Below are 17,032 nucleotides of genomic sequence, written 5' to 3'. Positions count from 1 at the left end.
TCAGGAGGCATTGGCCAAAGCGATGAATTCAGCCACATCCAGCTGTTCGGCGCGGGCATCGGGGCGCACGCCGGCGGCGACGAACTGCTCGGCCGTCACGACGTTGTTGAGCGCATTGCGCAGGGTCTTGCGGCGCTGCCCGAAGGCGGCCTTGACCACCTCGGCGAAACGGGCGTGGTCGTTGATGTTGATCGAGGCCGGGTCACGCGGCACCAGCCGTACCACGGCCGAATCGACCTTCGGCGGCGGCCGGAACGCGCCCGGCGGCACCACGAACAGCGAGGTCACCTGGCAATAGGCCTGCAGCATCACGCTGAGGCGGCCGTACACCTTGCTGCCGGGGCCGGCGGCCATGCGGTCGACCACTTCCTTCTGCAGCATGAAGTGCATGTCGCGGATCACCGCGGCATGTTCCAGTGCATGGAACAGGATCGGCGAGGAGATGTTGTAGGGCAGGTTGCCGACCAGGCGGATCGGCTGGCCGGCAGCCAGCTCGGTGAAGTCCACGCGCAGCACGTCGCGGTGGACGATGGTCAGCTCGCCCAGCGGCTCGGCGGCGGCGGTCAGCGGCGCGATCAGGTCGCGGTCGAACTCGATCACCGTCAGTTTCGGATGCACGCGCAGCAGCGGCAGGGTGATCGCGCCCTGGCCGGGACCGATCTCGACCAGGCGATCGCCTTCTTTCGGGTTGACCGCCATCACGATCTTGTCGATGTAGTGGCGATCGGCCAGGAAATGCTGGCCAAGCTGCTTCTTGGCCGGTGCGGTGAACACCGGGCCGGAGGGGGAATGCGGGGAATTCATGCGCTCAGTGTACGTTGCCGCGCAAGCTGCGCACACAGCGTCGTTGCCGCCTGCAGGCTGGAAGGATCGGCAATGCCGCGGCCGGCCAGGTCCAGCGCGGTGCCATGGTCTACCGCCACGCGCGGGTAGGGCAGGCCCAGGGTCAGGTTCACCGCCTGCTCGAAACCGGAGTACTTCAGCACCGGCAGCCCCTGGTCGTGGTACATCGCCAGCACGGTGTCGAAACCGGCCAGCTTGGCCGGCAGGAACGCGGTATCGGCCGGCAGCGGCCCGACCAGGTCCATGCCCTCCGCGCGCAGGCGCTGCAGCAGCGGGATGACCAGGTCCAGTTCCTCGCGGCCCAGATGGCCGTCTTCGCCGGCGTGCGGGTTCAGGCCGAGCACGGCGATGCGTGGCGCGGGCAGGCCGAACTCGCGGCACAGCGCGGCGTGCACGGTGCGAAGGGTGTGTTCCAGGCTGGGCGCGGTGATCGCATCGGCCACCTCGCGCAGCGGCAGGTGGGTGGTGGCCAGGGCCACGCGCACGATGGGGTTGGCCAGCATCATCACCACCTTCACCCCGGCCTGGTCGGCCAGCAGTTCGGTGGTGCCACTGTAGGCGATGCCGCCTTCGTTGATGACCGCCTTGTGCACCGGGCCGGTGACCACGCCGTGCAGTTCGCCGGACAGGCAGGCCTGGCCGGCAGCGAGCAGGGCGCCGATGACGGCCCCGGCATTGGCCGGGTCGGCCTGGCCGAAGTGGCTGGGCATGGCATTGGCCACCGCGCGCACACGCAGGTCGCCCGGGGCGCGGGCTTCGGCGTCCTCGGGCAGCAGCTGCAGGGGCAGGTTCAGCGCGACGGCGGCCGCGCGCAGGGTATCCGGGTCGGCGAAGGCCAGCAGCCGGCAATCTTCACGCGGCTGCTGGACGAGGCGGACACACAGCTCCGGGCCGATCCCGGCGGGCTCGCCCGGTACCAGAGCGAGCTCGGGGCGCATCGGTCAGGACTGCGGCGGCGTGGCGGTATTTTCCGCGCGGTCCCCGCTGCGGAAGCTGACATAGGCTTCGCCACGCAGTTCCTGCAGGAAGCGGTTGTACTCGTCTTCCAGCTTGCGGCGGCCGATGGTCTCGCGAATCTGGGCGCGCTGGTTGTCGTTGGTCACGTCGGTCTGGCGGGTGGCCACGCGCTGCACGATGTGCCAACCGGCATCGGTGCGGAACGGCTGGCTGACGCCGCCGTCCTGGATGCCGGCCACCTGCTGACCAAACGCCGGACCGAACGCGTCGACCGGGAACCAGCCCAGATCGCCGCCCTGGCCCTTGCTGTTGTTGTCCTCGGAGGATTCCTTGGCCACGGTTTCGAAATCCGCGCCGCCGGCGATGCGGGCGCGCAGGGTATCGATCTTGGCCTTGGCGGCAGCGTCGGTCTGGTGATCGTCCACGCGCACCAGGATGTGGCGGCCGTGGTATTCGGTGACCGTGTGCGCGCCACCGCTGGCGGCGCTGGCATCACGCACTTCCACCAGCTTCAGCAACTGGAAGCCGCTGGGGCCGCGGATCGGGCCGACCACTTCGCCGGGCTTCATCTTTTCCATCAGCTGGGCAAAGGCCTGCGGGATTTCATCCAGGCTGCGCCAGCCCAGATCGCCGCCTTCCAGCGCGTTCGGGCTGTCCGAATAACGCACGGCGGCAGCGTTGAAGTCCAGCTCACCCTTGTCCAGCAGGGCCTTCACGCCCTCGGCCTTCTTCTGGCCGGTGGCGATCTGGTCGGCGTTGGAGCCGTCGGGCAGGGCGATCAGGATGTGTGCCAGGTGGTACTGGTTGCCCACCGTGGCCTGCTGCTTCAGCGCGGCGTCCACTTCACCCTCGCTGACGCTGATGCGGCTCTGCGCGAAGCTCTGGCGCAGGCGCTGCACAGTGATTTCATCGCGCACCGAAGCACGGAAATCGTTGAAATCGATGCCGTCGTGGGCCAGGCGCTGGCGCAGTGCATCCAGGTCCGAGCCGTTCTGCTGGGCGATGGCATTCATCGCCTGGTTCAGCTCCTGGTCGCTGACGCGGATGCCGCTGCCCTGGGCGCGGGCGACCTGCAGCTTGACCAGCACCAGTCGCTCGAGCACCTGGCGGCTGAGCACGTCTTCCGGCGGCAGCTGGTTTTCACGGCCGGCGTACTGCGCCTTGATGTTGGCGATCGCACGCTGGAGCTCGCTCTGCAGGATCACGTCCTCGTCGACGACGGCGGCGATGCGGTCCAACGGCTGCGCCTCCTGCGCGAGCACCTGCAGGGGGGCGGACACGCTGGACACCGCCAGCAGGGAGGCGAGAAGAACGGGGAAGCGCTTGGTCATGGGATCTGATTCGGATCGTAGTCATCGCGGGTCACCCCGGTGTTGCTGGGCGGCACGAGATAGAGGTCGTCGCGGTTGTAGCCGAGGATAGCACGGCGCAGGGTGCGGTCCGTGTCCTGGCCGATGGAGCTCAGGCCCTTCAGGACGAACTCCACCTGGATGGAATTGTTCATCTCGCCCTCGCGATTGCGGACGTAGCGGCGGCCGACCACGCGCACGGCCAGGCAGCAGCTGTCCCACTGCACGCCGCCGATGATTTCCAGCGGCTCCTTGTCCTGCAGCGAGTAGTAATAGCGACCGACCAGGCTCCAGCGCGCATTCAGCGGGTACAGGAACGACAGGTCAGCCTGCTCCAGCAGGGTGCGGTCATGCTTGTTGGCCGTCGCCGGGGCGCCGGCGTTGATGCGGTAGCGGTAGCTCAGGTTGATCACGCCATCGTTGGGCATCAGGTAGCGGGCGCGGACGCTGGCCAGATCCTCGCGCTTGTACTTCGGGTCCCACTGGTAGGTGGCGCCCAGGGTCCAGCGGTCGTTGATCATGTAGTTGCCGTCGGCGATCCACGCCGACTTGCCCTTCTCTACCGGCGCGCCGCCCGGCGTGACGGTCACCCGCGACTCGTCGAAGTACTGGATCTGGCCGATCGAGGCCGAGAACCGCTCCTTGCCGGTGGTCTGGTCGATGAAACGGGTACTCAGTGCCAGGGTCAGCTGGTTGGCATCGTTCTGGCGGTCGGCGCCGGTGTAGCGCGAATCGCGGAACAGCTGGCCCCAGCTGAAGGTGAAGTCACGGGTGTCGAAGATCGGCAGTTCGTCCTGGTTGCGGTACGGCGTGCGCAGGTAGAACAGGCGCGGCTCCAGCGTCTGCAGGAAGGACTTGCCGCGGATGCTGGTCTCGCGGTCGAAGAACAGGCCGGCGTCGATGCTGCCGATCGGCAGGCTGCGGCTGGGCGAGGTGTTGCCGCGCAGCTGTTCCGGCGTGGCGGTGGTCACGTCCACGCCCTCCGAGGCCAGAACGGTGCTGCGTATCCTGTCGGCCAGGCCGCGGTCCAGCTGGTAGGCCGTGTAGCGGTACGCCAGGGTGGGCGTGATGTACCAGGCCGCGCCGCTGATGGGGAAGGAAACGTACGGCTTGACGTCAAGGCGGGAGCCGCCATAGGCGCGCACGGTCTGGCCGGTGCGGGTGTATTGCAGGTCCGGGCCCGCATCGGCACCGTACTTGAGGTTCACGTCGTCGTGGGTGAACCTCACCGCTTCGGCGTACAGGCCGGTTTCCAGCCATGGCCGCATCGGCTTGTTCCAGTTGAAATACACCCGCGGCTGGCGGTTGTAGGGCAGGGCATTCTCGTCAAGCGTGTAGTCGGTCAGCTGCCAGCGGTCGGCCATGATGCCGGCCGTCCAGTTCGTGCCCGTACCGTACAGGCCGATGGTGCTCTGCAGGTTGGAGGCGGTCACCCCCACCAGGCGGTTGGCGAAGTCCTCGACATAGCGCTCGTCGCTGACCCAGGCCAGGTTGGCGCGGGCCTGCCAGTGGCTGTTCACGTTGTGGTAGCCGTCGAACATCACCCGGCCGCGGTCGCGGTCGCGCAGCCTGTCGTTGGGCATGTAGCTGGTCAGCACCTCGCCACGGCCGCCGTTGTAGAGGTAGCGGAACTCGTTGTCGAGCAGCAGGCCGCGCCGGCTCATGTAGCGCGGGGTCAACGTGTCGTCGTAGTTCGGCGCCAGATTGAAGTAGATCGGCTGCGCGTAGTCGAAACCGTTGCGGCCGGACATGCCCAGCTGCGGGAACAGCAGGCCGGTCTTGCGGCGGTCATCGATCGGGAACTTGAAGTACGGCGCCCACAGCACCGGCACCTTGCCGATCCGCAGCACGGCGTTGCGGGCGGTGCCGAAGCCCTCGTCGTTGTCCACTTCGATCTGCGGCGCCGACAGCTTCCACACCGGCTGTGACGGGTCGCAGGTGGTGTAGGTGGAGCGGTGCATCTGGCCGACCGCGCCCTGCAGGTCGACCGACTCGGCATCGCCGTTGCCGCGGCGCGACACCAGCTGGTACTTGATGTCGGTGATCTTGTGGGTGTCGCTTTCCTGGTTGCCTTCGGCGCGCTTGGCGACCATCCGGATCGACCCGTCCTGGTAGCGGACATTGCCGTCGGCGATGTAGTTGCCGGTCTCGGTGTCGAAACTGAGCTTGTCGGTACCGACGAACTGGTCGCCGCGGCGCAGCGCCACGTTGCCCTCGTACTGCGGCACGGTGGTGGTACCCAGCAGCTGGTCGCCTTCGATGTCGGTCGGCTGGTTCTCGCGGGCGGCCGCAGCGGCAGCCTTGTCCTGGCCCGGGACCGGCGTGGGGGCGTCGGTGAACGCGGGAATGACGTCGGTGGCCGGGCACAGGCCCCAGTTGAGCGGCTTATCATCAGCCATTGCCGGAAGGCTGATGGCGATGCTCAGAGGCAGGGGAAGCAGGCGGAGGGCTCGGCGCACGCGGTTCGGATTCGGGCGAAAACGGACGGTAGCTTGCCCCATCCCTTGCATAGGGGCAATGAAGGACGCCGGAGCCTGCCGGTTCGGGTTCATCCGGCGGAGGTGCCGGCGGATGGCGTAAGCAGGGCCTGGACATGGGCCACGCTGCACTCGGCCAGGGCCTGCAGGTCATAGCCGCCCTCCAGCATCGACACCACCCGGCCAGCCGCGTGGCGGCGTGCCAGCGCGTGCAGCTCACCGGTGATCCAGGCGAAATCGTCGGTCTCCAGCATCAGATCCGCCTGTGGATCACGCAGGTGGGCATCGAAGCCGGCCGAGATCAGCAGCAGCTGCGGGCGGAAGTCGTCGATGGCCGGCAGCATTTCGTCGGCCCAGACGTTGCGGAAGCGGAAGCCGCCGCTTCCCGGCGGCAGCAGGATGTTCATCAGGTTGCCGGCACCGCGGTCGCGGCGCAGGCCGGAATTGGGGAACAGCCCGGCCTGGTGGGTGCTGTAGTACGAAACCCGGGCGTCATGCTGGAAGATGTCCTGGGTGCCATTGCCGTGGTGCACGTCGAAATCGACCACCGCGATCCGTTCCAGGCCATGGCGGTCGCGGGCATGGGCGGCGGCGATGGCGATGTTGTTCAGCAGGCAGAAGCCCATGGCGGTGCTGCTGGTGGCGTGGTGGCCCGGTGGGCGTACCGCGCAGAAGGCCAGCGGGTCCTCGCCCAGCATCACCGCATCGACTGCGGCCACACCGGCACCGGCGGCGTGCACGGCGGCGCTGGCCGAGCCCGGCGAGGTCCAGGTGTCCATGTCCAGCTGGCGCAGCGGTGCGGTCTGCGGCTGCAGCACGAAGTCGAGCAGGGCGCTGTCGTGGACCCGGGTCAGTTCGCCGAACTTCGCCGGCGGCGCCTCGCGCCAGTCCAGCTGGCCGGGGAAGGCGGTGTGCAGTGCGTCCAGCACCTGCTGCAGCCGTTGCGGGCATTCGGGATGGCCGGGACCGGGGTCATGCAGCAGGCAGGACGGGTGGGAATAGACCAGCATCGTGCCGACTCAGCGCTGGCGCTGCTGTGGCTGCCACAGCGCTTCGCCATGGCCGTCGGCGCGGGCCAGCACCCGGGCCAGCACGAACAGCAGGTCCGACAGCCGGTTGAGGTATTGCAGCGCCTCGCTGCGGACGGCCTCGTGGCGGGCCAGGGTGACCGTCTCGCGCTCGGCGCGGCGGACGATGGTGCGGGCCAGATGGCAGCGCGCGGCAGCTTCGCCGCCGGCCGGCAGGATGAATTCCTTCAGCATCGGGAGGTTGGCGTTGTAATGGTCCAGCTGCTGCTCCAGGGCCGAGACGTCGGCGGCATGGATCGCGGCGTGGCCGGGAATGCACAGCTCGGCGCCCAGATCGAACAGCTGGTGCTGCAGATGCACCACCAGCGCGCGTACATCCTCGGGCAGGGGCGCGGCCAGCAGCAGGCCGAGCGCGGCGTTGGCCTCGTCGACGGTACCGAAGGACGCCACGCGGGCGTCATCCTTGGCCACGCGTTGGCCGTCGCCAAGGCCGGTACTGCCGTCGTCGCCGGTGCGGGTGTAAATGCGCGAGAGGCGATGACCCATGGCGCGCGGCTCAGTGGCGGATGTCGCGGCGGGCCTGCTGGAGCTTCAACACCTGCTCCACGGCCAGCTGCAGGGCAGCGGCCAGCGCCACATAGATCGCCGTAGTGCGCAGGTAGGGCCCGAACCACTGCGCGTAGTTCTGTGCCCAGCCGGCCAGCGTCGGCTCGGCCACGTTACGGCTGGTCCAGTAGAAGCCACCCTGCGCCAGCAGGTGGCAGATCGCCACCGACGCGACCAGCAGCAGCGCACCCTTGGCCAGCACCGGCCAGCGCGCGCCCTGGTAGTTGCGGCCCAGCAGCATGCCGCCGGCCCACAGCGAGAAGTACGCCGGCAGCAGCAGCCAGTAACCCGGTGACACGCAGTAGTGCTGCCAGAAATCCAGGCCGCTGCTGCGGATCACGATCCAGTCCACCAGCACGGCGAACACCATCAGCAGCGGAAACGCCCAGCGTGTCCACGTGGCCAGATAGAAGCCACCGATGAAGAACACCGCCCAGGAGGCATCCGGAATGGCCGCGAAGTGGTTGACCCGGGTCGCCGCCAGCAACAGCACGAGGACGGACAGGACGAAGGCGCGGTTGGCGGTGGCGGACATGGCAGCGGGCCCGGAGCGGATTCAGGTTTCATTCTAGCCCGCCGCGCCGGTTGGCGCAGGCGCCGCTTGTTCGGCGTACAGTCGGGGCGAGCGCGTATCATGAACACATGAGTGAACGACATGACGTGCTGATTGTCGGTGGTGGCCTGGTGGGTGCCAGCCTGGCCATCGCCCTGGACCGGCTGGGCCGCGACGTGGGCCTGCTCGAGGCCAGCCCGGCCGGCGAGCTGCCTGCGGTGTTCGACCAGCGCAATCTCAGTTTCGCCGCTGCCACCGTCAATGCGCTGACCGCGCTGGGGGTGATGCAGAAGCTGGCGATGGCACCGGGCCCGATCCGGCGCATCCATGTCAGTCGTGCCGGCGATTTCGGCCGTGTGCAGCTCGAAGCGGCCGATTACGACCGGCCGTGGTTCGGCCAGGTGGTGGTCGCGCGCGATTTCGGCCAGGCGCTGGAAGCGCGGCTTCAGGAGCTGCCGCGCCTGCGCCGTTATCGGCCGATGCGGTTCCTGGGACTGGGCGAGGTGGTGGACGGCTACCGCCAGGTGCGGGTGGCTGACGAGGCGGGTGAACGCGTGCTGCTGGCACGTCTGGTGGTGGGGGCCGATGGCACCACCAGCGGCGTGCGTGGCGCGCTGGGCATCGAGGTCGACCGCCATGATTTCCAGCAGACCCTGTTCGTCGCCCGCGTGCGCAGCCAGCGTGCGCCGGATGGCACGGCCTGGGAGCGCTTCACCGATACCGGCCCGACCGCCCTGCTGCCGCGCGGTGACCGCCACTTCGGCACCGTGCATGGCGTGGCCCGCGATCAGGCCGATGCGGTGATGGCGCTGGACGATGCGGCCTGGCTGCAGCGCCTGCAGGACGCGATCGGCTGGCGTGCCGGCCGCCTGCTCGAATCCGGTCCACGCAGCGCTTATCCGCTCATCCAGGTGCTGGCGCGCGCATTGGCCGGTGAACGCACGGTGCTGCTGGGCAATGCCGCGCAGACCATCCATCCGCTGGGTGCGCAGGGCTTCAACCTGGGCCTGCGCGATGCGCTGACCCTGGCCGAACTGCTGGAGAATGCGCATGAGGATGCCGGCAGTGATGCATTGCTGCAGGCCTATGTTGCACGCCGCGAGGAAGACCGCCGGCAGACGGTGGCGTTCTCCGGCGGCCTGGCACGGCTGACCAGCAACCCGGCGCCACTGATGCGGCCGCTGCGCAGCCTCGGTCTGGTGGCCGCACAACGCGCCTCGGTGCAGTCGATGCTGGTCGGTGGTGCGATGGGCTTCCGTGGCGAAGTACCGCGGCTGTGCCGTGGAGAAACCGCATGAGCCGCCGCACGCGTCTTGATGTGGCCATCGTCGGTGGTGGCGTGGTCGGTGCCGCGTGCGCGCTGGCGCTGGCCGATGCCGGCCTGTCGGTGGCGTTGGTGGAAGGCCGTGAGCCCGCGCCGTGGCAGGTTGCGCAACCGGACCTGCGCGTGTTCGCCTTTGCCGCCGACAACGTGCAGATGTTGAACCGCCTCGGCGTGTGGCCGGCGATCGCCCAGGCCCGTGCCTGGCCCTACCGGCGCATGCAGGTGTGGGATGCGGCCGGTGGCGAAGATCTGCTGTTCGATGCCGATCGCTTCGGCCGTCGCGAACTGGGCTACATCGTCGAGAACGGCCTGCTGCAGGACCGCCTGTGGGCGGCGCTGCCGGCGGCGGGCGTGCAGCTGCACTGCCCGGCACGGGTGGAAGCACTGGAGCAGGACGAGGATGGCGTGCGCCTGCGCCTGGATGACGGTCGCCGCCTGGAAGCGGCGTTGGCGGTGGCCGCCGACGGTGCCGAATCGACCCTGCGCCAGCTGGCCGGGATCGAGGTTGAAAAGCATGACTACCACCAGCGTGGCGTGGTGGCCTACGTGGACAGCGATCTTCCCAACCAGGCCACGGCCTGGCAGCGTTTCCTGCCGGGCGGGCCGCTGGCGCTGCTGCCGGTGGCCGAGCGCCGCAGCTCGATCGTCTGGACCCTGCCCGAGGACGAGGCGGCGCGTGTTCTGGCACTGGACGAGGACAGCTTCAACCGCGAACTGACCCGCGCCTTCGCGGCACGCCTGGGTGAGCTGCGGCTGGCCTCACCGCGTGCGGCATTCCCGCTGCGCCGCCAGCTGGCCCGTCACTACGTGGCCGGTCGTGTGCTGGCGTTGGGTGACGCGGCGCATGTGGTGCATCCGCTGGCCGGGCAGGGCGTGAACCTGGGGCTGCGTGATGTCGCCGCCCTGCAGCAGTGGCTGGCGCCCTCGGCAGAGCGCCGCGGCCAACCGCGGCTGTCGCCGCAGCGCCTGCAGCGCTGGGCACGCGAACGGCGCAGCGACAACCACATCGCCGCCTACAGCTTCGATGCGATCAACCGCCTGTTCTCCAACGACGAAATGCACCTGACCCTGGCCCGGGGCCGTGCGCTGGGCTGCGTCGGCCGATGGCCGCCGCTGGTGCAGGCGTTCTGGAAGCGCGCCGCCGGCGTCTGAAGCAAAAAGGGGACGGAGAGGATTAAGTCGTTTGTGCACATACGACTTAATCCCCTCCGTCCCCTTTTTCAATCCACCAGCCAGCCGGCCAGGTCGGTGCGGTCCAGCTTGCCGCGGTGCCTGCGGTCCAGCGAATTGAATTCGTCGGCCAGCGCCGGATTGGCCTGTGCTTCCTCGCGGCTGATGAAACCGTCGCCATTCACGTTGAGGTCGCTGAAGCGGATGCGGTACTGGCCAACCACGCTGCTGGGTTCCAGCGAGCGCACGGTCACCTGTGCCTCCCCGACCGGCTGCGGAATATCGACGCTGCCGGTGACCCGACCGGCATCCAGCGGCTGCTGACGGATCGCGCCGCCGGTCGGGCCCAGCGGCTGGCTCTGCGCGGGGGGGGACGGGCCATGCTGGGCCATCGCCGGTACCGAGGCCAGCAGGGTGGCCGCCAGCACGGCGGAACGGGGAATGTTCATGACAGGCTCCTTGCCAGAGGGTACCGGGAGCGTACTCCCGGCAACCTGTGCCGCCGATGACGGATCAGCGCAGCGGCGAGGCCAGCACCGTGATTTCTTCCCGATCGTGATACAGCTGCTTGGCACGCACCACCAGCGCCTTCCCGGCCTGGTCCTGGAACAGGTCCAGGCACAGCCGGGTCTCGTCCCAGCGCTTCTTCATCGGCAGCTTCAGATTGAAGATCGCATGCCTGCACCAGCCTTCGCGGAACCAGGTGGCCATGCGTTCGGCCACCCGGCGCGGCTGCTCGACCATGTCGCAGACCATCCAGTCCAGCGGCTGTTCCGGATGCCAGTGGAAGCCATCGGCGCGCAGGTGCTCGACCAGGCCGGTGTCCAGCACGTGCTGGCGCAGCGGGCCATTGTCGATGCTCAGCACGTGCATGTGCTGCCGGGTCAGCACCCAGGTCCAGCCACCGGGGGCGGCGCCCAGGTCGGCCGCACGCATGCCGGGCTTGGCCAGCGTCTCGCGTTCTTCCGGCGTCAGCAGGGTCAGCAGCGCTTCGTCCAGCTTCAGCGCCGAACGCGAAGGCGCTTCGGGCAGCAGCTTCAGGCGCGGAATACCCAGTGCCCACGGCGCGCTGTCGGCCGGGTCGGCCACGCAGATGAAGGCATGGGTACCGTCGACGAACACCACATGCAGGCGCGGCAGGCGGGTGTTCGGCTTGTCGCTGAGCTTGCCGGCCTTGCGCAGCGCCGGGCGCAGTGCATTGCCAAAGGCACGCGCCAGCCCGGACAACGGCTTGCCAGCGTCGGAATCGGGATGCTCCACCCACAGGTCGCCGAAGCGCGGCGCATCGGCCAGCACCTCCAGCATCGGCGTGATGCGGTCGGCCGGATCCAGCTGTGGCAGCTCGGCCAGCACCACCAGCTTCTGGCGCGCGAAGATCAGTTCGCGCCAGCGCAGGCGCGGTGCCAGCGCCGCGGCCTCGTCGCACATGAAAAGCACGTAGCCGTCATTGCGCTGGGTGCGGGCATAACCGGCGAAACCGGCTTCGCCGGCACGGAACTGCAGTTCGCCGGCCAGCTCGGGCTCGAAACCCTGCCGGCACAGGCACAGCAGGCCGATGCCGGTTTCAGTAACGGGCGCCATCGCTTTCCCCATAGGCACGCAGCACGCTGCGCGCGGCGTCGCGGTTCAGGCCCTGCACCACTTCGATGCCACGCTTGTTGAGCTCGCCGACCCAGTCGGCCGGCAGCGGGCCTTCGTCAAACGGAGTCAGTTCTTCGACATCGGCTGCACTGGCACCGATCAGCAGGCGGTCGATGCCGGCCCACACGGTGGCGCCGTAGCACTGGCAGCACGGCTGCGAGCTGGTGGCCAGGGTGACCGGCGACAGCACCGCGTTCAGGCGCGGGGTCTGCAGGCGTTGCTGGGCCAGCATGTAGGCCATGTTCTCGGCATGCGCCAGCGAAGTGGCGTGCGGCATCACCCGGTTCACGCCGGCGGCGATCACCTTGTCATCCGGGCCGAACACCACGGCGCCGAACGGGCCGCCACTGGCGTGCTCGACGTTCAGCCGCGACAGCTCGATCGCCAGCGCGACCTTGGCCTCATCGCCCGGATATCGACGATCCAGGTCGATCTGGTCGTGGATCCAGGCGGGAAGGGTCAGGTGGACTTGCGCGTACAGCATCGCGGGGGTGCCTCGTGTGGGATGGGAAAAGTGCGGTTGCTTGGGGAACCGGCGCGCAGTGTAGCCGCACCGGCCTGTATCGGGTGTGGGCGTGGGTCAGCCTGGCGAGCCGGTGCGGACCACCACGTACTGCTTGCGGAATTCCAGCCCTGCCTGCGGCCAGCTGGCCGCGTAGGCGCGCAGCAGGGGCAGGGCGGCGGCGAAGTCGTGGCCGTTGACCCGGCAATCGGCCTCGCACAGGCCATCGGCATCGCGCGAGGCGAACAGGCGGATGGCCAGGAAAGAACGCGTCTTCAGCAGCGCATCGAATGCATCAATGCTGCGCGTGAACAGGCAGCAGGGGCAGGAGCCATGATCGTCTTCGCTGCGGGGGCCGGTGTCCATCTCATGCTCGCGGTAATGCGCCAGTGGACCGAGCACCACGGTGCGTTCGAGTTCCTGGCCGTCAGCACCGGCCGGATAGGTCAGGCCCATCATCGGCAGGCCCTGCGCGTCTTGGGCGCCGATCGCGGTCTGCAGGGTCACCAGGTCCACCCGGGCCCAGGCCTGGAAGCCGGACAACAGCGATGCCTGCTCATCGGTACCATTTGCGTGCTGGTACTCGAACAGGCCATCGGCGAACAACTGCGGATGCTGGCTTTCAATGACGGTGGAGGTCTGCCAACCACCGCTGTCGCGCGCGTGTGCGGCCATTGCATGCGGGGTCAGGCGCAGGCCGCTGTCCAGCAGCAGCGCGTTGCCGTCGACGCGGCTGGCGGTGCCGGCGTCCTGAAGGACCTGCTGCAGCAGCGGGAGGAGGGCAGCGGAGGTCGTGGTCATGTCAGGCCTGTCGGTGGATGGGGTGGAACATCCAGGCAGGGCCTGGAAAATCTAATGGTCGAGCGCGTCGAGCTCGGCGCGATATCGCTGCGCGTCGGGTTGCTGCTGCGGATCGTTGCCGTGGTCGCGCAGCCAGCTTTCCAGCTCGCGGCGATAGTCGGCGCGGAACTCGGCATTGCCCGGGCTGAAGTGCAGCTTGCGTGCCGCCACCTCCACCCGCTCGCGCGCGCTGGCCCGGGCCTGGGCCAGCCCGTGCGGGGATTCGTTGGTGAGGATGACGAAGTTGCGCGGGAAACCCGGCGTGTACTTGACCACGAACGGCTGGTCGCGCGCCGGGATGCGGATGGCGTTTTCCAGCGGCCACAGCGAGGCGGTGTTGGTGTGGAACACCACGTCCACATCGCGGCCCTCGGCGGTACGCAGCACCCCCTCGTAGCGCCAGATGTACTGTTCGTTGAGCGTGGAGCTGGTCCGCTCGGCCTTGACGATCACCGCTTCACCACGCTCGCCCACCACGTTGAGGAAGGTGGCGTTGAGGAAGTGGCCGAGGAACATGTTGAGCATCGCCAGCGGGAACACCACGATGGCGTAGCCCGGAAAGCGCCGCCACCACGAGACCAGCCCGGCCAGCACCATCGCTGCAAAGAACGTCAGCAGCGGATGCTGCGAGATGAACCAGAACAGGACGGAGAGGGCGGTGATCATTGTTGATGGCGTGCGGGCGCCATGCTGGCGCCCGCGCAGGTCCTCAGGCCGACCAGGTATCGCGCAGGGTCACGCTGCGGTTGAACACCGGCTTGGCTTCGGTGTGGTCGCGGCGGTCGGCGACGAAGTAGCCGGTACGTTCGAACTGGAACGACTGCTCCGGTGCGGCGCTGGCCGCGGCCGGCTCGACATAGCCGGTGACGGTGCGGCGCGATTCCGGATTGAGGTAATCGCGGTAGGTCTTGCCTTCCGAGTCATCATCCGGGTTCGGCACCGAGAACAGGCGGTCGTACAGGCGGATCTCGGCCGGCACGCCATGCACGGCGCTGACCCAGTGGATGGTGCCCTTGACCTTGCGGTTGGCGCCTTCCATGCCCGGACGCGATTCCGGATCCAGCCAGCCGCGCAGCTCGGTGATGGTGCCATCGGCATCCTTGATCACTTCGTCGCAGCGGATGATGCCGGCGCCGCGCAGGCGCACTTCGCCACCCGGCACCAGGCGCTTCCAGCCCTTCGGCGGCACTTCGGCGAAGTCCTCGCGGTCGATCCACACCTCGCGTGCGAACGGCACTTCGCGGCTGCCGAAGCTCTCGTCCTTGGGATGGTTGCTGAAGGTCAGCAGCTCTTCGTGGCCTTCCGGCAGGTTGGTCAGCACCAGCTTGACCGGATCGACCACCGCCATGCGGCGCGGTGCTGCGCTGTCCAGGTCTTCGCGCAACGCGCCTTCCAGCACGCTGAAGTCGATCAGCGAATTCTGCTTGCTGATGCCTACGCGCTCGGCAAACAGGCGCATTGCAGACGGGGTATAACCACGGCGGCGCAGGCCCTGCAAGGTCGGCATGCGCGGGTCGTCCCAGCCGTCCACCAGCTGTTCGGTGACCAGCGCCATCAGCTTGCGCTTGCTCATCACCGTGTAGTTGATGTTCAGGCGCGAGAACTCGATCTGGCGCGGCTTGGCAGCTTCGCGCGGCAGGCCGGCATCGACCAGCGGCTGGGTCAGCGCATCGTCATGGGCGAAATCGACGTTGTCCACGCACCAGTCGTACAGCGGGCGGTGGTCTTCGAACTCCAGCGTGCACAGCGAGTGGGTGATGCCCTCGATCGAATCACCCAGCGCGTGGGCGAAGTCGTACATCGGGTAGATCGGCCACGCGCTGCCGGTGTTCTGGTGCTCGACGTGCTTGATGCGGTACAGCGCCGGATCGCGCAGGTTGATGTTGCCGCTGGCCATGTCGATCTTCGCGCGCAGGGTGCGTGCGCCATCCGGGAATTCACCGGCGCGCATGCGGCGGAACAGGTCGAGGTTCTCTTCGACGCTGCGGTCGCGCCACGGCGACGGGCGGCCCGGCTCGGTAAGAGTGCCGCGGTAGGCGCGCACTTCCTCGGCCGACAGGTCGCAGACATAGGCCTTGCCCTGTTCGATCAGCTTCTCGGCGGCCAGGTAATAGGCCTGGAAGTAGTCCGAAGCATGGCGCAGCTCGTTCCACTCGAAGCCCAGCCAGCGCACGTCGTCCTGGATCGCGGCCACGTACTCCGGATCTTCCTTGGCCGGGTTGGTGTCGTCGAAGCGCAGGTTGCAGACGCCGCTGAATTCGCCGGCGATGCCGAAGTTCAGGCAGATCGACTTGGCATGGCCGATGTGCAGGTAGCCGTTCGGTTCCGGCGGGAAGCGGGTCTTGATCGCCTGGTGCTTTCCGCTGGCCAGGTCCTCGCGCACGATCTGGCGGATGAAATCGCGCTTTTCGTGGCTGTCGGCGGGGGTCTCGGGGCTGGCGGGGGTGTGCTCGGACATGAGTCTGGGGCGAAAAAGGGCAGAAAGACCAACAGTCTAGCGCGTACCGGGCGGGGTTGCCCGGTCCGGATCGGTAGCGCCGGGCCACGCCCGGCGAGCGCGGCGGCAACCCGCCGGGCATTGCCCGGCGCTACCGGGACGGGGCGGGCGTATGCTGGAACCCTGTCCCACGGAGCCGCCGCATGCACATCGTGTACAAGGCCGACAACCTGTTCGACGCCCACCTGGTCAAGCACGCGCTGGAAGACGCCGGCATTCCCGCTTTTGTATTTGGCGAGTCATTGCTGGGCGGGATGGGCGAGCTGCCGCTGTTTGGTGTGCTGCGGGTCGGTATACCCGATGCGGCACGCCCGCAGGCCGAGGACATCGTGGCCGCGCTGGACTTGGGCCACGCGCCGGACGCCCCCATTTCAGATGCAGACGACATAGCCGGCCTTCCGGCGTAGGAGCGCATCATGTTGGGAATTGGCCAGGGCATCCTCGGCATCGGCGCCTTCAAGCAGCGCCTGCCGCGCCCGGAAGAGGCGCTGCCGGGACGCGAGCAGCCGTTGCCGCTGCACAGCAACCAGCACTTCGTGAACAGCCATCCGCTGAAGGACCGCTTCGCCGGCCTGCAGCAGATCCGCTTCGCGCTGGGCTGTTTCTGGGGCGCCGAGCGCAAGTTCTGGACCGAACCGGGCGTGTACAGCACCTCGGTGGGCTATGCCGGCGGCATCACCCCGAACCCGACCTATGAAGAGGTCTGCTCGGGCCTGACCGGCCACACCGAAGTGGTGCAGGTGGTGTTCGACCCGGCGGTGGTGAGCCTGGAACGGCTGCTGCAGCTGTTCTGGGAAAGCCATGACCCGACGCAGGGCATGCGCCAGGGAAACGACACCGGCACCCAGTACCGTTCGGCGATCCATGCCACCGACGAGGGCCAGTACAAGGCCGCGCTGGCCAGCCGCGAGGCCTACCAGGCGCAGCTGGATGCGGCCGGCTACGGCCCGATCACCACCGAGATCGTGTACCCGGCACCGGCGTACTACTACGCCGAGGACTACCACCAGCAGTACCTGGCGAAGAATCCGAACGGCTATTGCGGCATCGGCGGCACCGGCGTGAGCTGCCCGATCGGGTTGGATGTGGAGGCGCCGCGCTGACGCGCGGTGGTCCGCCTGCGGCGGGCAGAAGCCAAAGCCAAAGCCAAAGCGGCTCTGGTTTGCTGTGAGTTTGGCGGGACGGGTGCAGATGGCGGGACACGCCGTAAACCCGTCCTTGGGGGCTCGGCCACGGCATCCATGC

Annotated in this window: 17 protein-coding genes; 4 read left to right on the top strand and 13 right to left on the bottom strand. The window is 68.2% G+C overall.

From position 1 onward, the window contains the following. The 7 genes from rsmA to AC5P9W_RS16530 form a co-directional block, all read right to left on the bottom strand. Positions 1-804, bottom strand: a complete 804-nt coding sequence (gene rsmA, locus AC5P9W_RS16560) for a 16S rRNA (adenine(1518)-N(6)/adenine(1519)-N(6))-dimethyltransferase RsmA (protein ID WP_021203187.1) — start codon at positions 802-804, stop codon at positions 1-3. Next, on the bottom strand, positions 801-1,781 hold the full coding sequence (pdxA, locus tag AC5P9W_RS16555) for a 4-hydroxythreonine-4-phosphate dehydrogenase PdxA (protein WP_019661120.1): 981 nt from the start codon (positions 1,779-1,781) through the stop codon (positions 801-803). The genes rsmA and pdxA overlap by 4 nt, the downstream gene beginning before the upstream one ends. Positions 1,782-1,784: 3 nt before the next feature. Beyond that, complete coding sequence (locus AC5P9W_RS16550) at positions 1,785-3,131, bottom strand: peptidylprolyl isomerase (protein WP_019338102.1); 1,347 nt, start codon at positions 3,129-3,131, stop codon at positions 1,785-1,787. After that, positions 3,128-5,608 (bottom strand): LPS-assembly protein LptD, encoded by a 2,481-nt coding sequence (gene lptD / locus AC5P9W_RS16545; RefSeq protein ID WP_080112535.1) that lies wholly within the window; start codon positions 5,606-5,608, stop codon positions 3,128-3,130. The genes AC5P9W_RS16550 and lptD overlap by 4 nt, the downstream gene beginning before the upstream one ends. An 89-nt stretch (positions 5,609-5,697) precedes the next feature. Then, positions 5,698-6,636: a histone deacetylase family protein gene (locus AC5P9W_RS16540; RefSeq protein ID WP_019661122.1), complete on the bottom strand. Its 939-nt coding sequence runs from the start codon at positions 6,634-6,636 to the stop codon at positions 5,698-5,700. 9 nt (positions 6,637-6,645) lie between these two features. Continuing rightward, positions 6,646-7,200 carry a cob(I)yrinic acid a,c-diamide adenosyltransferase gene (locus tag AC5P9W_RS16535; RefSeq protein WP_019661123.1) on the bottom strand — a complete coding sequence of 185 codons (555 nt, stop codon included), beginning with the start codon at positions 7,198-7,200 and terminating at the stop codon, positions 6,646-6,648. A 10-nt stretch (positions 7,201-7,210) separates the two neighbouring features. Beyond that, entirely contained in the window at positions 7,211-7,795 is a 585-nt protein-coding gene (locus AC5P9W_RS16530; protein WP_019661124.1) for a hypothetical protein, read from the bottom strand. A gap of 107 nt (positions 7,796-7,902) precedes the next feature. On the opposite strand from AC5P9W_RS16530, the gene ubiH reads away from it, so the two are divergent. Together ubiH and AC5P9W_RS16520 are read left to right on the top strand one after the other, a co-directional pair. Then, complete coding sequence (gene ubiH / locus AC5P9W_RS16525; protein ID WP_019661125.1) at positions 7,903-9,111, top strand: 2-octaprenyl-6-methoxyphenyl hydroxylase; 1,209 nt, start codon at positions 7,903-7,905, stop codon at positions 9,109-9,111. Then, a complete protein-coding gene (locus tag AC5P9W_RS16520) occupies positions 9,108-10,289 on the top strand; it encodes a UbiH/UbiF family hydroxylase (protein WP_206621771.1) in 1,182 nt (393 codons plus the stop codon). The genes ubiH and AC5P9W_RS16520 overlap by 4 nt, the downstream gene beginning before the upstream one ends. Positions 10,290-10,357: 68 nt before the next feature. Here AC5P9W_RS16520 and AC5P9W_RS16515 read toward each other — a convergent pair whose 3' ends face one another. The 6 genes from AC5P9W_RS16515 to AC5P9W_RS16490 form a co-directional block, all read right to left on the bottom strand. Beyond that, positions 10,358-10,756, bottom strand: a complete 399-nt coding sequence (locus AC5P9W_RS16515) for an EF-hand domain-containing protein (RefSeq protein ID WP_495219360.1) — start codon at positions 10,754-10,756, stop codon at positions 10,358-10,360. A gap of 64 nt (positions 10,757-10,820) precedes the next feature. Then, positions 10,821-11,888 (bottom strand): 23S rRNA (cytidine(2498)-2'-O)-methyltransferase RlmM, encoded by a 1,068-nt coding sequence (gene rlmM / locus AC5P9W_RS16510; protein WP_111097376.1) that lies wholly within the window; start codon positions 11,886-11,888, stop codon positions 10,821-10,823. After that, on the bottom strand, positions 11,872-12,432 hold the full coding sequence (locus AC5P9W_RS16505; protein ID WP_005415358.1) for a nucleoside deaminase: 561 nt from the start codon (positions 12,430-12,432) through the stop codon (positions 11,872-11,874). Before AC5P9W_RS16505 ends, rlmM begins: the two co-directional genes overlap by 17 nt. A 96-nt stretch (positions 12,433-12,528) precedes the next feature. Further along, the gene (locus AC5P9W_RS16500; RefSeq protein ID WP_227852932.1) at positions 12,529-13,251 is read right to left on the bottom strand and encodes a DUF6348 family protein; all 723 of its coding nucleotides are present in this window, start codon (positions 13,249-13,251) and stop codon (positions 12,529-12,531) included. Between the two features lie 51 nt (positions 13,252-13,302). Further along, positions 13,303-13,956 carry a hypothetical protein gene (locus tag AC5P9W_RS16495; RefSeq protein WP_227852931.1) on the bottom strand — a complete coding sequence of 218 codons (654 nt, stop codon included), beginning with the start codon at positions 13,954-13,956 and terminating at the stop codon, positions 13,303-13,305. Between the two features lie 43 nt (positions 13,957-13,999). Then, positions 14,000-15,748 carry a glutamine--tRNA ligase/YqeY domain fusion protein gene (locus AC5P9W_RS16490; RefSeq protein ID WP_111102383.1) on the bottom strand — a complete coding sequence of 583 codons (1,749 nt, stop codon included), beginning with the start codon at positions 15,746-15,748 and terminating at the stop codon, positions 14,000-14,002. A 182-nt stretch (positions 15,749-15,930) separates the two neighbouring features. Between AC5P9W_RS16490 and AC5P9W_RS16485 the strand changes: the two genes are divergently transcribed. Together AC5P9W_RS16485 and msrA are read left to right on the top strand one after the other, a co-directional pair. Next, complete coding sequence (locus AC5P9W_RS16485; RefSeq protein ID WP_010481810.1) at positions 15,931-16,194, top strand: putative signal transducing protein; 264 nt, start codon at positions 15,931-15,933, stop codon at positions 16,192-16,194. 30 nt (positions 16,195-16,224) lie between these two features. After that, positions 16,225-16,890, top strand: coding sequence for a peptide-methionine (S)-S-oxide reductase MsrA (gene msrA, locus AC5P9W_RS16480; protein WP_031270096.1), 666 nt, complete (start codon positions 16,225-16,227; stop codon positions 16,888-16,890). Positions 16,891-17,032 lie beyond the last annotated feature (142 nt).

It is taken from the genome of Stenotrophomonas sp. YJH_SMC_33, assembly GCF_059372295.1.
The sequence above is the reverse complement of the archived record's forward strand: the minus strand, read 5'-3'. Positions and strand labels throughout refer to the sequence as shown.

Excerpts from the sequence above, each read along its gene's own strand:
- rsmA (WP_021203187.1), bottom strand. The coding sequence starts at position 804 with ATGAATTCCCCGCATTCCCCCTCCGGCCCGGTGTTCACCGCACCGGCC.
- pdxA (WP_019661120.1), bottom strand. The coding sequence starts at position 1,781 with ATGCGCCCCGAGCTCGCTCTGGTACCGGGCGAGCCCGCCGGGATCGGC.
- AC5P9W_RS16550 (WP_019338102.1), bottom strand. The coding sequence starts at position 3,131 with ATGACCAAGCGCTTCCCCGTTCTTCTCGCCTCCCTGCTGGCGGTGTCC.
- AC5P9W_RS16540 (WP_019661122.1), bottom strand. The coding sequence starts at position 6,636 with ATGCTGGTCTATTCCCACCCGTCCTGCCTGCTGCATGACCCCGGTCCC.
- AC5P9W_RS16535 (WP_019661123.1), bottom strand. The coding sequence starts at position 7,200 with ATGGGTCATCGCCTCTCGCGCATTTACACCCGCACCGGCGACGACGGC.
- AC5P9W_RS16530 (WP_019661124.1), bottom strand. The coding sequence starts at position 7,795 with ATGTCCGCCACCGCCAACCGCGCCTTCGTCCTGTCCGTCCTCGTGCTG.
- ubiH (WP_019661125.1), top strand. The coding sequence starts at position 7,903 with ATGAGTGAACGACATGACGTGCTGATTGTCGGTGGTGGCCTGGTGGGT.
- AC5P9W_RS16520 (WP_206621771.1), top strand. The coding sequence starts at position 9,108 with ATGAGCCGCCGCACGCGTCTTGATGTGGCCATCGTCGGTGGTGGCGTG.
- AC5P9W_RS16515 (WP_495219360.1), bottom strand. The coding sequence starts at position 10,756 with ATGAACATTCCCCGTTCCGCCGTGCTGGCGGCCACCCTGCTGGCCTCG.
- rlmM (WP_111097376.1), bottom strand. The coding sequence starts at position 11,888 with ATGGCGCCCGTTACTGAAACCGGCATCGGCCTGCTGTGCCTGTGCCGG.
- AC5P9W_RS16505 (WP_005415358.1), bottom strand. The coding sequence starts at position 12,432 with ATGCTGTACGCGCAAGTCCACCTGACCCTTCCCGCCTGGATCCACGAC.
- AC5P9W_RS16500 (WP_227852932.1), bottom strand. The coding sequence starts at position 13,251 with ATGACCACGACCTCCGCTGCCCTCCTCCCGCTGCTGCAGCAGGTCCTT.
- AC5P9W_RS16495 (WP_227852931.1), bottom strand. The coding sequence starts at position 13,956 with ATGATCACCGCCCTCTCCGTCCTGTTCTGGTTCATCTCGCAGCATCCG.
- AC5P9W_RS16490 (WP_111102383.1), bottom strand. The coding sequence starts at position 15,748 with ATGTCCGAGCACACCCCCGCCAGCCCCGAGACCCCCGCCGACAGCCAC.
- AC5P9W_RS16485 (WP_010481810.1), top strand. The coding sequence starts at position 15,931 with ATGCACATCGTGTACAAGGCCGACAACCTGTTCGACGCCCACCTGGTC.